Genomic DNA, 15,475 nt, shown 5'->3' with positions numbered 1-15,475 from the left:
TTATAGATGGCTAAGAAAAATAGAGCATCTGCAAGACCGACAGCTACACCAGCACAAGATCGACCAGCTACACTCAAAGACATGCTAAGTGCTGATGTATTAGATAAGCTCAAAGCGCAAGCAACCGAGCTCAAAGCAGAAGAGCAACAACGCAAAGAGAAACAACAACAAGAAGCAGACGATGCTCGCAAAGCAGAACAAAAACGTCGTGATAACGATTTTGGATATTTGCTCGAAAATACCAAACAAGACTGGAAAAAATTCAAATAAATCTGTTAGCTACAACGTATATATCAATGATCCAAATGCCGGTATTGTGCTCGTAGGAGTGCCTTATCGGCATTTGTTATACATGTTAAATATAGAAAGTGGGAATTATAAATGAGTGGTCAGACACGCGCGAATATTAAAGCAGGAATCGAAGTCGATATTGTACTCAAACAAGATCAACGCACAGGCAAATTAACAAGAGGAATTGTCAAAGATATCTTAACCAATTCACCCAATCATCCACATGGAATCAAAGTACGCCTTCAATCAGGAGACGTAGGACGGGTAAAACATATTATTAATAGCAACGTGTAATGTTTAATAAGTAGTATTACGGATATATCAATAAGTGAAAGAAAGATCAGATCGATATCGTGAAAGGATGATCAATCATGAAAAAGAATAGACTAGGTACATCAGATTTAATCGTAGGTGAAATTGGACTGGGTTGTATGTCTCTGGGAACAGACGAGAGCAAAGTGATTCCTTTGCTACATGAAGCACTTGATCTGGGGATTAACTTTTTGGATACAGCAGATATTTATGATAACGGGCACAATGAAGAATTGATTGGGAAAGCGATCAAAGGTCGCCGCAGTGATGTGATTATCGCTAGCAAAGTAGGTAATACTCGTGTAGAAGGTCAAGACGGCTTAGTATGGAATCCATCCAAAGCTCATATTATGGAAGCGATCAAAGAAAGCTTACGACGCTTACAGACCGATTATATTGATCTGTATCAACTGCATGGCGGTACAATGGATGACAATATCGACGAAACGATCGAAGCTTTTGCACAATTAAAAAGAGAAGGGTTGATTCGAGAATACGGTATTTCTTCGATTCGTCCTAATGTGATTCGTGAATATGTAGATCGTTCGCATATTGTCAGTGTAATGAGCCAGTACAGTATTTTGGATCGTCGTCCTGAAGAAGAAGTATTACCGTTATTAACACAAAAAGGGATCAGTTCTATTGTACGTGGTGCTGTAGCAAGTGGAGCTTTAGCAGATGGACGTGAAAACAAAGCACAGAAGGGTTATCTGGATATCAGCGGTGAAGATGTTATTAGTCTGCGCCAGCAATTAGAACCTCTTACACAAGCTAATAGAAGCCTTTCCCAGACCGCTATTCAATATGTACTTGCTCATCCAGCAGTAGCAGTGCTAGCCGCGGGAGCAAGTTCATCACAACAATTACGTGAAAATGTAGAAGCCGCTTCATCACCAGCATTAACAGATGATGAACTGCAAATGATCCGTTCTATTCGGGCTGCTAACCAGTATACACAACACCGTTAATGATATGAAAAAGCGTTCATATTCGCATTTAATTCATTTATTCTATTTTTTTATGCTCACATCGGTCTAAAGTTCTTATTTTGGGTTAATAATAAGACAGTGTAGTGAGAGGAGAATAAATATGTGGAATGCGTTAATGTGGGGTGCGATAGCAGGCTCTGCTGTTTTATTAGGAGCTTTGATTGCCATGTTTTTCAATATGCCTAAGAAGATTATTGGCTGGATTATGGCTTTTGGTACAGGGACGCTTATCGGAGCGGTTGCTTTTGAATTGTTATCAGATGCAGTAGAAGATGGAGGCATCTGGGCAACAGGTATAGGCTTTATGGTGGGTGCGATTGTATACACTGCATTTGATCTATACATATCTCGTAAAGGGGGAGCGAACCGTAAACGTTCCTATATGAGCAAGGAAGACTCGTCTTCTTCTAATTCATCCTCTAAAGAAAAGGATGGCGGCAGTCAAAGTGGACTTGGTATATTTGCAGGTACAGTGATGGATGCGATTCCTGAATCCATTATGATCGGAGCAAGTTTGCTTGCAGGTCAGGGTGTAAGTCTGGTATTGGTTATTTCTATTTTTGTCAGCAATATTCCTGAAGGATTGTCCAGTACGGTAGGGTTGAAGCAAAGTCATTATTCACGTGGCAAAATTTTTGGCATGTGGGCTGTTGTTCTCGTGATCTCTGCTCTGGCTTCGATGGCAGGGTACCTATTCTTAGAATTATTGCCAGATGAGATCAAAGCAGGAATCGGTGCTTTTGCCGGTGGTGGTATTATAGCGATGATCTGTTCAACGATGATGCCGGAAGCGTATGAAGATGGTGGCCCGTTAGTAGGGTTGATCGCTTCACTTGGATTACTGACTGCATTGTTGTTAAGTATCGGATCATAAGTCAATATTAATCGATATCTGTGTTTGAAAAGGAGCTTATTCGGTGTACATAACATCGATAAGCTTTTTTTGTCATCTTCTCGATCATTTGGTATACTAATTGATAATGATTATCAGTAGGGGGAGAGAGTCGTATGCGAGGAACACTTTTTACCAAAATGTATGCAGGTCGAGACTTGCTGATTTATTTGCCACCTTCTTATGATAAAGCATCGTATCCGTTACCAGTCGTCTATGTTCATGATGGCGGAGATGTATTTGATCTGGTATTGAACGGAACTTTATATAATTTAGAACAACGCTTTGCCGCAGGCACTTTACCGGAATTAATTCTAGTCGGGATAGCTGCGTATGATCCTTTAGTTGAATATACACCGTGGTATGCACGTGCTCTTTATCCAGGACTGGGTCATGGAGATTTTGGCGGACGGGCGACCGAGTATTTGAATCTGATTGCTCATGAGATTAAGCCATGGATCGATCAGAACTTTTATACAGACAGTCGACCTGAAATGACAGGAATTGTAGGCAAGTCTTTGGGTGGTCTGGTGTCTTTATTTGCCGCCTATGTCTATCCACATGTGTTTGGCAGAATTGGAATTATGTCGGCTTCGCTCTGGTATGAAGGATTTATTGAATTTATGAGAGAACGTCAGCATCTATCTCCTGATCTGCGTATCTATATGGATATCGGTAATCTAGAAGGCTTGGGTAAAGCAAATCGTCAGCGCTTGATACAGACGTGCACAGATGAAGCGGTAAGTATTTTGATGAATAATCTGGCAGAATCTCATTTCTACTTTGAACGAATCGAAGGTGACGATCATGATCCTGAAACGTTTTATCAGCGTTTTCCTGATCTGATGGGCTGGTTATTTGATCAAAAAACAGTCGGTTTATTGAAATAATAATCATTTTTAATACACTTTATACACTACATTGTTGCTAAATTACAATAAAGAGCAGATAATAAAGATAGCAACATCTTCATATTAAGAGATTATATTTTGTATTGTTGCTAATTGAATCATCATTTAAAGGAGGATCACTTCCTAATGGAAAGAATAGAATCGGAAGATCAATACCGCAATTTGATTAATGGTAACGACCTTACTGTAATCAAATTTGATACAAACTGGTGCCCGGATTGCAAAACGCTTGACCGTTTTATGGTTGATATTATCGAAAAGAACAATGACAAACAGTTCTTTGCGATGGATGCAGAAAAGTTTCAAGATTTGGCTGAGCAAAATGAAGTAAGAGGAATTCCAAGCTTGCTTGTATATCGTAATGGTGAAAAAATAGCTCATTTGCACAGTAAATTTGCTAAAACACCTACGCAAGTTGCTGAATATTTAGCAACAGTAGAGTAATATAAATAAAAACGCCCGAATGGAATATATTCCATTCGGACGTTTTTTATATACAACAGGATACTACAACAGCAATGTCTTAACTTTTTACCGATAATTCGTTTACCGTCAAATCTTTACGCTTCATAATTAAATGTTCTACACTTCTGAAATGTCCTAGTAATTCATGTGCCTCATCATCACTAAGCCCACGAATACTTTCAACTAATTTATTAGACATGATTTTGTACATTCCATCTAGTGCTTCTTCCCCTTTACGGGTAATCGAAATACTCACATACCGACGATCTTGATCGGATCGTGTACGTTCAATCAACTCTTCTTGTCCTAACTTATCGCAGATCTGTGTAACGGCACTGGTAGTCAGACCTGTTGCCCGGACAATGTCTGTACCATATTGACTGCCGTTTGCTAACAAAAAGTGCAGGATATACACTTCTGTAGCATTGGACTTGAGTTGTCGCATTAAGGTAGGGAGCTCCATAATACGTGGCATACGATCCACAAGTGTTAAATAGCTTTTGAGAAGTTCATTAGACGTTTCCAAATTGTAAATCCTCCTTCGATATATATAAATAAAACTCTTAGTTAACTATCATTGTATACTGCACTATACAACTACAATTAACAGTAAAAAACGAAAGTAAATGTGAAAAAGATACTAAGATTTCGATCATTCTTAAAACTTCCTTAACATTATAGTAATTTGTTACCATACTATCGTCAATGCAAATTCGACAGATTGAGACAAGTAAACGTTATCATTGACGTAAAATTGAACATTTTTTATAATTAAATCTAAAATAATGTGATTTGACTATCACTTTGTGTGAATTCCAATCTATGACAAATATAAAGGTGGCTCTATACATTGAATAATTCTTCACTTTCTTTTGTGACGATGGACGAGATTGTGCGTGAAGGTGATCCGATTTTGCGAAAAGTAGCGGAACCTGTGAAATTACCGTTATCTGATGAAGATCGTACACGTGCGAATCGAATGATGGATTTTTTGAAAAAATCGCAAGATGAGAAATTAGCTGAGAAATATAGTTTGCGTCCAGGAATAGGATTATCAGCTAATCAGGTTGGTTGGGATGGAAGAGTGTTTGTAGTCTACTTTACTAATGACCAAGATCGGCAACTTGAATATGTGTTTTGCAATCCCAAATTAGTTAGTCATTCCACAGCAATGGTCTATCTGGAGCACGGAGAGGGATGTTTGTCAGTTGACCGTGATGTAGAAGGATTCGTACCACGGTATGAGAAAATAACGATAAAAGCATTTACACCTGACGGGAAACCTTTTACATTGAAACTAAAAGGGTTTGAAGCTGTCGTCATTCAGCATGAATTAGATCATTTGAACGGTGTAATGTTCTATGATCATATCAATAAAAAAGATCCTAGCCGTTTGCCAGAGGTTGAGTTTATTCGTCCACTGTAACTATTCATTACAGCTATAGCGGACGGTTGAATCATATCAACTGGATATTATGGATGAAAATGGATTGATATTGTTAATATACTAAGCTATTAATGATATCGGCTAAAAGACTGCTGTTGTGAAGGCAGTCTTTTCAAATTGGTTTGTGATATGATAAATAGAATAAACAAAAACTAGATTTTATGTTATATTATTCTGATTTCTGTAAGCGTTTTATCCAAAACGGCAAACAAATGGTGTAGAAAGTAGGGGGAGTCATGTGGAAGCCGTTGATTGAGCGCATGAATAATGTAAAAATTAAAAATAAATTGATTTTTGCGTATATCTTTATTGTCGCGCTTCCTGTACTGGGGATTGGCGGGGTCGTAGTAGATTATTTTAGACAATCGGCTCTGGATAATGCGATTGAGCAGACCACCAATAATGTAGAACGTGTCAAAAATCAAATGGATACTATGTTGCGTGTACCTATTGATATATCTAACAAGCTACTATTTGATTCCAGACTAAGTGATGTGGTCAACACACGCTATACCAAAGTATACGATCTGGTTGTCGCTTATCACAATTATCAGGAATTTCAAGAATATCTGCGTTTGTACTCTGAAATATCAGCAATCCGATTTTACACCACTAATAACACTATTCAGAATAATTTGGAATTTATGAAAGTCAGTAATGAAGTACGTGATAGCAAATGGTATCAGACGGCGATCAATAGTCGCAAGATCAATTGGATTTACCGCAATGATATCGAAATTAGTGAAACTAAAAAACTCAGTCTGGTGCGCAAAATCAACTTTACCGATTATACGACAAATGGTGTACTCGTTATTGAACTCAGCCAGTCCTATCTTAATTCAATTTTGAGTGCAGAACCATTTGAGACAATGATTTTGGATCATAGCGGTTATGTAGTCGCTGCCAAAGATGTCACTTTAATCGGCAAACAGTTGGGTGATCCAGAGCTAGGCATAAGCTCCGATCTACAAGGCAAAGGAATCTATGAGCGTGATGTAAAAGGACAGCTTTCGAATATTGTAGTGGATGAAGTGATGCCAGATAGCAGTGATAACGGGTTAAAAATTATCTCTGTATTTGCTAATGAAAGTATAGTTCGGGATTCAAATCGTATTATTCTGATTGGTACCGGATTACTAATATTGATTCTCTGTACTGGATTATTATTTTTATACTTGATCTCACACTTGATTACGCGCCGCTTATCCGGTCTAAGTCGTCAGATGAACAAAGTAGGAACAGGCGATCTAAAAGTCGTTTCCCATATTGCAGGAGCTGATGAGATTGGACAGCTTTCAAGAAAATTCAACGATATGGTCGTCAGTATAAGAACGTTGATGGATCAAGTATATGAATCGAATGAGCGCAATACTCGCTTGGAAGTGAGTCAAAAAGAAATCAGCTTTAAAATGTTAGCCAGTCAAATCAATCCTCACTTTTTATTCAATGCTCTGGAATCGATACGGATGAAAGCTCATATTCGAGGTGAACAAGAGATTGCGTATATTGTGCGTTTGTTAGGCAAATTGATTCGTAATAATTTAGAGATTGGTATGAAAAATACAACTTTACAAGGCGAAATGGAATTAATTAAATCGTATTTGGAAATTCAAAAGTTTCGTTTTGGTGATCGCTTAAATTATGAATTGCTTATCGATCCTCAAACAAAAGAAATATCGATTCCACCGTTAATTATTCAGCCTTTAGTAGAAAATGCGATTATTCATGGTCTGGAAAGTCGGGAAAATGGTGGATTGATTATTATTCGTACATTACGGATTGAACAAGATGTCATGATAGATGTTATCGATAATGGAGCAGGGATAGCAGAGGAACGTTTGCAATGGGTAAAAAATTCACTCCAAATCAATGAAAGTCAGGAAGGAGATCGTATTGGATTACGCAATGTACATCAGCGATTGATTTTGTCGTACGGTGCAGCGTATGGGCTTCATATATCCAGTATGCTTGGGGAAGGAACTCAAATTTCATTTAAAATACCAGCCACAACCGATCAATTAATGTCAGGGGGCAATAAATAATGTTTAAAGTGATGATCGTAGATGATGAACCCGCGATTCGTGAAGGACTAAAAACGATTATTAATTGGAATGAGATTGGATTTGAAGTTGTTGATGCTGCGGTAAATGGAAGAGATGCAATTCAAAAGTTTGAGCGCTGGAAACCGGATCTAACGATTATGGATATTCGTATGCCGGGAATGAGTGGACTGGAAGTGATTGAACACATTCGTGAGCAACACCAGCAAGCGCATTTTTTAATTTTAAGCGGACATGCTGATTTTGAATATGCACGCAAAGCATTAGGATTTGGAGTTGATGGATATTTACTCAAACCTGTAGATGAAGATGAAATGCAAGATGAACTTCGTCGTGTACATGGATCTCTTCATCGTGAGCAACAAGATATGATTATCCATATTCCAGAGACTCCATTATCTGAAAAAGTCGAACAATTATTAGTATCATCATCATCACAACATCAAAGTGCGACTTCGCTTCAGTTACATTGGGAACGTTACCAATTGATTTTGATCGAATGTAGTCATGTGCAAGGCGATGAAAAAGTAAACTTTTTTACTCAAATGCAAAAGTTGGCTGAATATTCCAATGACGCTTATCATCGTATTGTATTTCGTGCAGGTCCATATATCGGTTTGCTGACAGAGCAAGCATATATGCAACATCATGAATTAATACAATTGAAAGAACACATCTGGTCATGGTTACATGATGAACCTGAAATGTACCTAGCTGCAAGTCATGTAGTAACAGACCTTGAAGACCTTCGCTTGATCTATGAAGAAGCATCCACATTGATTGCACAACGCTTCTGGTGTGATGATCATGGTGTGATGTCGACAGAACTTGCTGTAGATCGAGCTACTACTGAGCCACTTGCTGACGTTCCTTTGGCAGGAGAATGGTCAGACCGTCTGTATTATGCTGTCGATATTCGTAATGTGGCTGCCGCTGAGCGAGTACTGGAAGAATTATGTGATATTTCATGGAAAGCTGGACTATCTGAACGTGAAGTGAAAAGTCTTTGTTCGCATGTGTTATCACTGGCTCTTAGCCGCTTGCCAGCAAGTGTACCGGGTTCTGGGGCTGCTGTGCAACAATGTCTGTCTTTAATCCCTGAATTGTACGCTGTATCGACTACCAGACAGATGATTACATTGGTAGTAAGCCGATTAGAACAATTGTTACAGTCGATCAATCATGGTACTCATGAATCGGTAATGAAGCAGATGACCGATTTTATTCAGCGCAATTATAGCGATAACCTCAAGCTTGAATTATTAGCGGAAATATTTAATTACAATAGTGCTTATCTTGGCAAAATGTTCAAAACACACACAGGCGAATCCTTTAACCATTTTCTAGATCAGGTACGGTTAGAGCAAGCCAAATCGTTGTTGGCACAAGGAATGAAAGTACACAAAGTCGCTTCTCAAGTTGGATATGCGAATGTAGATTATTTTCATAGCAAATTCAAAAAATATACAGGAATTTCGCCGTCTGCTTATCGAGATCAACAAAACGATGATGTATAAATCAGTAGAAAAAGTATAATGATTTGCGTGGACTATTACCGCTTATAATCCCACAATCAGGTAAAAATTTGACTTTAAAGAACCAAATGTAAGCGATATCTAATTTTTATATGATTTTATGTATAATTTAGAAGGTATAAATAGAAAGCGCTTTCTTTTATAATCGGTATATACCCCTGAGTCGTATGACAATAGGGATGAAGAAGCGGAACCCGAAAGGGATGAATGATCGATTATAGGAGGGTGGACTGTATTATGGACACAACAACCAAGCGTGCTTCTTCTAAAAAAGGAGAGCGAGTATCCAAAACAACGATCAAAAGAGGCGGTGGCTTCTGGAAATTATTTAAACAGCAGCGCTATCTTTATCTGATGTCACTACCGTTTGTAATCTGGGCTTTCATTTTTAGTTATGTTCCTTTGTGGGGCTGGACAATGGCATTCCAGAATTTTAAACCAGCCAAATCGTTTTTTGATCAGAAGTGGGTTGGATTCGATCAATTTACAGCCTTATTCGCAGATCAACAATTTTACTTAGCTCTGCGTAATACGCTGGCAATGAGTTTTATGGGTCTGATTTTTGGATTTGTTGTTCCTGTTATTTTTGCTATTTTGCTGAATGAAGTCAAAGGCATGTTTTTCAAAAGAACAGTACAGACCGTTTCGTATCTTCCTCACTTTGTATCATGGGTTGTTGTAGCAGGTATTGTAACGAAATCGTTATCGACTGATGGTGGTATAGTCAACGAACTATTAGTATCGATGCATATTATCGATCAGCCGATTCAATTTATGGCTCAAGGGAAATGGTTCTGGGGAATTGTAACCGCTTCAGATATTTGGAAAGAGATGGGTTGGAATACCATTATCTATCTGGCAGCGATCACAGGTATTGACCAGGAACAGTATGAAGCTTCTCGTGTAGACGGTGCTGGACGTTTTCGCCAAATGTGGCATATTACACTTCCAGGTATGCGTACCACGATTACCGTGCTGTTGATTATGTCGATCGGACATTTGGTGAGTATCGGTTTTGAGAAGCAATTCTTGCTCGGTAACAATTTGGTGCAAGATTATTCACAAGTGCTTGATTTGTACGCGTTGAAATATGGATTGGAAATGAACCGTTATTCATACGGTACGGCTATTAGTATTTTCAACTCGGTGATTAGTATTATCTTGTTGTTTACAGCTAATGGAATTTTCAAGAAAACAACCAAAGAAAGCATTATGTAAATAATCTGTATTCAAAAGGAGGCGGGCGACCATGGCAGCAAACAAAGCTTTTAATGCGACCAGAGGCGATAAAATATTTGATATTTGTAATACGATCGTGATGTTAATGGTACTTGTAGTAACGTTATATCCTTTCTTGAATGTACTTGCGATTTCACTTAACCAATCGACAGATACAGTTCGAGGTGGTATTCATATTTTTCCAAGAGCATTTACATTAGAGAACTATGCCACTATTTTTCAATATCAAGGACTGTTAACTGGAGCATGGATTTCGGTATTAAGAACAGTAATTGGGACAGTACTTGGATTGCTTAGTGCTTCAATGCTAGCCTTCACATTGAGTAGAGTCGATTTTCAAGCTCGTAAATTTATTTCAACATTCTTAGCATTAACCATGTATGTTACTGCTGGATTGGTTCCAACGTTCTTGTTAATGAGAGATCTACACTTGATCGGAACATTCTGGGTCTACGTTTTACCAGGAATCGTGAGTGCATTTAACGTATTCATTATCCGTTCCTTTATCGATGGCTTACCGTATGCTTTGCAAGAATCAGCGAAGCTTGACGGAGCGAATGATTTCACGATTTATTGGAAAGTTATTTTACCACTCTGTAAGCCGGTACTTGCAACGATTGCTTTGTTCTTAGCAGTTGGACAATGGAACTCTTGGTTTGATACGTATCTGTATAACGCCAGCAGTCCTGAATGGACAACGCTACAGTATGAGTTGATGAAAGTATTGCAACAAAGTACACAGCAAAGTGGTGCTGTGAATGCGAACGATATGGCGAAGCAGATGGCAAGTATTTCTCCTGAATCGATTCGAATGGCGATTACGATTGTCGTTACATTACCGATCCTTATCGTATATCCGTTTTTGCAAAAGTATTTTGTCAGCGGTATGACGCTAGGTGCAGTGAAAGCTTAATATAGCTATCGGGTGGTGTGTCACCACCTTAGCATATACTTATTTCTACCCTGTTCTATGATTGAAGGACTATCTATATTCAAAAGGGAGGCAATTTTAATGCCGAGAAAATTATTCAGATATGCTTTGGCACCGATGTTAGTGGTAGCACTAGCAAGTGTAACTGCATGTGGAAGTTCAGATCCAGTAGAAACAGAAACTTCTGATGTGTCCACACCGATCACGATTTCCTTTTTTGGTTCTGATGCGAATCCAACGTGGAATAATATGCAGGATGATGTTGGTAAAGCAATCACCAAAGCAACGAATGTAACGCTCAATGCTGAATATGATGTAAGTGGTGGGGGTACACAGAAGATTGCTTTGATGACAGCTTCTGGTGACTATCCTGATATGATTACTCCTAAAGGTTCGATTAGTAAATTAGTAGAAGCTGGCGCATTGATCGATTTGACTGATCTTATTAATAAATATGGTCCTAATATCAAAAAAGTATATGGAGACGATCTTGCTCGCTTACAATACAGTAAAGAAGATCCATCTATCTATGTATTGCCAACCAATGCAGGCGTAGGGCAAACAAGCTTTGACGCAGGTGGCGGCTTTGAAGTGCAAAATGCTGTAATGAAAGAACTAGGCTATCCTAAAATCGAAACGGTTAAAGATTTCGAAAAAGTATTAAAAGAGTACAAAGAAAAAAATCCGACAATCAATGGACAACCAACGATTCCATTATCTCTTAATGCAGATGATTGGAAAATTCAGATTACAGTTACAAACCCAGCATTCTTATCAACAGGTGCACCGGATGATGGCGAATTCTACATCGACCCTGAGACCTATGAAGCACAACTTCATTACAAACGTCCGGAAGAAAAAGAATATTTCCGCTGGTTAAATCATATGTATAACGAAGGTTTGTTAGATCCTGAGACATTCACACAAAAAACAGACCAATATAACTCTAAAATTGCAAGTGGACGTGTTCTTGGTCTAATCGATCAAGATTGGGATTACCAACAAGCTGAAAATGCTCTAAAATCTTCAGGTATGACTGAACGTGCATACGGGCATTATCCTGTTCAATTAACAACAGAAACAAAAGATCGTTCATTCCAGGATATCGGTGCACCAGTAGGTTACGGTATAGGGATTACTACTTCTGCGAAAGACCCGATCCGCATTATCAAATTCTTAGATTGGATGTCTTCAGATGAAGCTCAAGTCTTGAATCAATGGGGTATCGAAGGTAAGCAGTACAATATGAAAGATGGCAAACGTGTTATTCCTGCGGATGTCCAAGACATGAAAACAAATGATAATACGAACTTTGTTAAAACAACAGGTGTAAGTGGATATACTATATTTGGTGTTCATTATGGTGATGGCGTGAAAGATCCATCAGGTAACTATTACACTACGAATTTCCCTGAACAAATTATTGCAGGTTACACAGCTTCCGAAAAAGAAACATTAAAAGCTTATGGTGCAACAACATGGAAAGACTTATTCCCGCAAAAAGATGAGTTCCCTGTTAAACCTTGGGGTGCAGCGTACAACTTACCAGCACCGGATGATCAAGAATACACAGTAAACTTCCAAAAAGGACAAGATATTGTGCGTAAACGTATTCCAGAAGCAATTTTAGCTTCTCCAGAAGAATTTGATGGCATTTACGATGAAATGGTTACTGAGTTAAGTACAGAACCAATGAAAAAAATGGAAGCATCGTATACACAAATGATCAAAGATACCGTTGAATTGTGGAGCAAACCTGTCACTGCAAAATAAACATCTTAGATAATTGCAAAAGCTGTGATACAGCGCAAAGAGGGGCTTCGGATTAACGAAGCCCCTTTATGTATGAATTTCAAATGTATGAATTTCAATCAGGAGGTCATATACTGATGGATCAAAATAAGCAGTCGTTATGGAAACTATGGTACAACCAACCTGCACAACTCTGGGAAGAAGCGTTACCGATAGGGAATGGTCGTCTAGGAGGCATGGTATTTGGTGGTATACAGCAGGATCGTATTCAATTGAATGAAGATACATTATGGTCAGGGAAAACACATGAGACAGTCAATCCTAGTAGTTTAGCTGAGTTATCTCATGTTCGAGAACTTATTTTTGATAACCAATTAGAAGAAGCACAATCGATTATTAACACCAGCATGTTAGGGCATGATACTGAAGGTTATCAACCTGTAGGCGACCTGTGGGTCGATATACAATACCCTGCGACTGAACCTGTAATTACAGATTATCATCGTGAGTTACTGGTAGATCAAGCGCTCACCCGTACATCATGGCAAGCAGATGGACATCGTATTGAAAAAGAAGTATTTGTCAGTCATCCGCATCAAGTGATGGTCTATCGGTTACGTAGTGATGGTCAGCAACCTCTGAATATTCGTGTACGACTAGATAGTGTACAACCGCATCAACAGTACGCTCAAGATCATGAATTATCGTTAGCTGGCTATTGCTTGCCAAGTATCGAAGACTACCGTCAGACAGAACCACCTTACGCGTATGATGCACAAGCAGAGCAAGGTATTAAATTTCATGTAGGCGTCAAAGTGTATGTAGATCAAGGACATATTCAAGCAGAAGATCAGCACTTATCTATTCAAGAAGCACATGAAATTATGATTGTATTATCAGTCGTTACTAACTTTGAAGGATACGATCAAGTCCCGGGAAGTAGCGGACGTGTATTAGCAGAGGAATGTGTAGCTATTCTCAATCAAGCGGGAAGTATTGGATACCAGTCATTGTTAGAACAACATCTAGCAGATTATAGTAGTCTGTTTAATCGGGTAGAGCTTCAATTAGAAGATGAGCAACATCTGTTAGCATCCGATCAAAGTATAACTGACCAAGAATTACCAACCGATCAGCGACTGCAACAATATCAACAGCATCGTCATGATCCAGATTTAGAAGCGCTATATTTTCATTATGGAAGATATTTGTTAATCTCCTCGTCCAGACCTGGAAGTGAGCCAGCTAATCTACAAGGGATATGGAATGAACATGTACAAGCTCCATGGAATAGTGATTACACCACGAATATCAATACACAGATGAATTACTGGCCTGCTGAAGTGTGTCAGCTTTCTGAATGTCATCAACCGTTATTTCGTATGATAGAAGATCTGAGTGTAAGTGGTCAGGAAGCGGCGAAAGTTCATTATGGAGCCAAAGGTTGGACGACCCATCATAATAGTGATCTCTGGCGCTTGGCTGTTCCGACTCAAGGTGATGCAAGCTGGGCGTTCTGGCCTCTTGGTGGAATCTGGTTATGTGCGCATCTGTGGGAGCATTATGAATATCATCGTGATCTAGACTTTTTACGGGAAACGGCTTATCCGATTTTGAAAGAAGCTGCTAGGTTTGCACTGGATTGGTTGGTTGAAGATCGTGAAGGTTATTTGGTTACTGTTCCTTCGACTTCACCTGAAAATAAATTTCTAATTGCTTCTGGAGAAGTATGTAGTACATCAGCAGCATCTACGATGGATATGACATTGATCCGCGAATTATTAGATCACTGTATCACCAGCACATTATTGCTTGAAGTCGATCAAGATTGGGCAACTGAGCTACAAGAGACTTATAAGCGCTTATATCCTTTTCATATTGGTCGCCATGGTCAATTACAAGAATGGTACCGGGATTATGAAGAGCATGAACCAGGGCATCGTCATGTGTCTCATTTGTATGGTCTGTATCCCGGGCATGAGATTAATCGTTATCAGACACCTGAGCTAGTAGAAGCTGCTCGTGTCTCGCTAGAACGACGTATTCAGCATGGCGGAGGACATACCGGATGGAGCTGTGCTTGGCTTATTAATCTGTATGCTCGTTTGTTGGATGGAGAGACTGCACATGAATTTGTAAGTACGTTATTATCACGTTCTACATATCCGAATCTATTTGATGCTCATCCTCCATTTCAGATTGATGGTAATTTTGGTGGAACCGCAGGTATTGCTGAAATGTTGCTTCAAAGCCATTTACAAGAACTACATCTACTGCCTGCGTTGCCAGAAGTATGGAATAAAGGATTTGTGAAAGGGCTACGGGCACGTGGCGGATATACAGTAGATATGCACTGGCAACAAGCACAACTGGTAGAAGTGACAGTAGAATCGCAGTTTCATGGAACCTGTCGCTTGGTGAGTTCTATTGCTCTGCAATTGGAAGATCCATTAACAGCTTCTACATTGACTGAACCTAATGAGCAACAAACTGATTTTGTGCTGGAGTTTACTGCGGAAGCGGGGAGAAGTTATACATTACATGCAAAGGTCTAAAATTCGGATATAATCATACAGTTAATCTACGAATATTTTGACGAGAAGTAATGAAAAAATATTTTTTCTTCTATATATAAATATATTCTTATCAAA

14 protein-coding genes are annotated in these 15,475 nt (G+C 38.9%); 13 read left to right on the top strand and 1 reads right to left on the bottom strand.

The annotated features are described in order from the left end of the window. The first annotated feature begins 6 nt into the window (after nt 1-6). The 6 genes from QCD85_RS20285 to QCD85_RS20260 all read left to right on the top strand — a co-directional run bounded on the left by QCD85_RS20285 (nt 7) and on the right by QCD85_RS20260 (nt 3,839). Nucleotides 7-270, top strand: coding sequence for a YqkE family protein (locus QCD85_RS20285; protein WP_301263705.1), 264 nt, complete (start codon nt 7-9; stop codon nt 268-270). A gap of 111 nt (nt 271-381) precedes the next feature. After that, on the top strand, nt 382-585 hold the full coding sequence (locus QCD85_RS20280; RefSeq protein ID WP_273613626.1) for a YwbE family protein: 204 nt from the start codon (nt 382-384) through the stop codon (nt 583-585). A 77-nt stretch (nt 586-662) separates the two neighbouring features. Next, entirely contained in the window at nt 663-1,571 is a 909-nt protein-coding gene (locus tag QCD85_RS20275; RefSeq protein ID WP_301263704.1) for an aldo/keto reductase, read from the top strand. 121 nt (nt 1,572-1,692) lie between these two features. Beyond that, nucleotides 1,693-2,466, top strand: coding sequence for a ZIP family metal transporter (locus QCD85_RS20270; protein WP_301263703.1), 774 nt, complete (start codon nt 1,693-1,695; stop codon nt 2,464-2,466). Nucleotides 2,467-2,600: 134 nt separating this feature from the next. Next, on the top strand, nt 2,601-3,374 hold the full coding sequence (locus QCD85_RS20265; RefSeq protein ID WP_274171862.1) for an alpha/beta hydrolase: 774 nt from the start codon (nt 2,601-2,603) through the stop codon (nt 3,372-3,374). Between the two features lie 147 nt (nt 3,375-3,521). Then, the gene (locus QCD85_RS20260) at nt 3,522-3,839 is read left to right on the top strand and encodes a thioredoxin family protein (RefSeq protein ID WP_204827062.1); all 318 of its coding nucleotides are present in this window, start codon (nt 3,522-3,524) and stop codon (nt 3,837-3,839) included. A gap of 79 nt (nt 3,840-3,918) precedes the next feature. Here QCD85_RS20260 and QCD85_RS20255 read toward each other — a convergent pair whose 3' ends face one another. After that, nucleotides 3,919-4,386 (bottom strand): MarR family winged helix-turn-helix transcriptional regulator, encoded by a 468-nt coding sequence (locus QCD85_RS20255; RefSeq protein WP_273613622.1) that lies wholly within the window; start codon nt 4,384-4,386, stop codon nt 3,919-3,921. A 324-nt stretch (nt 4,387-4,710) separates the two neighbouring features. Between QCD85_RS20255 and def the strand changes: the two genes are divergently transcribed. From def to QCD85_RS20220, 7 genes are all read left to right on the top strand, one after another. Further along, nucleotides 4,711-5,286, top strand: a complete 576-nt coding sequence (gene def / locus QCD85_RS20250) for a peptide deformylase (protein ID WP_301263702.1) — start codon at nt 4,711-4,713, stop codon at nt 5,284-5,286. A gap of 257 nt (nt 5,287-5,543) precedes the next feature. Then, the gene (locus tag QCD85_RS20245; protein WP_301263701.1) at nt 5,544-7,349 is read left to right on the top strand and encodes a sensor histidine kinase; all 1,806 of its coding nucleotides are present in this window, start codon (nt 5,544-5,546) and stop codon (nt 7,347-7,349) included. Next, nucleotides 7,349-8,884, top strand: a complete 1,536-nt coding sequence (locus QCD85_RS20240) for a response regulator transcription factor (protein WP_301263700.1) — start codon at nt 7,349-7,351, stop codon at nt 8,882-8,884. The genes QCD85_RS20245 and QCD85_RS20240 overlap by 1 nt, the downstream gene beginning before the upstream one ends. Before the next feature lie 255 nt (nt 8,885-9,139). Next, nucleotides 9,140-10,120, top strand: a complete 981-nt coding sequence (locus tag QCD85_RS20235) for an ABC transporter permease (RefSeq protein WP_301263699.1) — start codon at nt 9,140-9,142, stop codon at nt 10,118-10,120. Nucleotides 10,121-10,151: 31 nt separating this feature from the next. Continuing rightward, nucleotides 10,152-11,054 carry a carbohydrate ABC transporter permease gene (locus tag QCD85_RS20230; RefSeq protein WP_273613617.1) on the top strand — a complete coding sequence of 301 codons (903 nt, stop codon included), beginning with the start codon at nt 10,152-10,154 and terminating at the stop codon, nt 11,052-11,054. A 99-nt stretch (nt 11,055-11,153) separates the two neighbouring features. Continuing rightward, nucleotides 11,154-12,845 (top strand): ABC transporter substrate-binding protein, encoded by a 1,692-nt coding sequence (locus QCD85_RS20225; protein WP_301263698.1) that lies wholly within the window; start codon nt 11,154-11,156, stop codon nt 12,843-12,845. A 116-nt stretch (nt 12,846-12,961) separates the two neighbouring features. After that, nucleotides 12,962-15,379 carry a glycoside hydrolase family 95 protein gene (locus QCD85_RS20220; protein ID WP_301263697.1) on the top strand — a complete coding sequence of 806 codons (2,418 nt, stop codon included), beginning with the start codon at nt 12,962-12,964 and terminating at the stop codon, nt 15,377-15,379. Nucleotides 15,380-15,475 lie beyond the last annotated feature (96 nt).

Origin of the sequence: Paenibacillus sp. PsM32, assembly GCF_030433815.1 — a bacterium.
In the GTDB taxonomy this organism is placed as follows: domain Bacteria; phylum Bacillota; class Bacilli; order Paenibacillales; family Paenibacillaceae; genus Saccharibacillus; species Saccharibacillus kyungheensis.
This window is presented reverse-complemented; position numbering and strand designations above follow the sequence as displayed.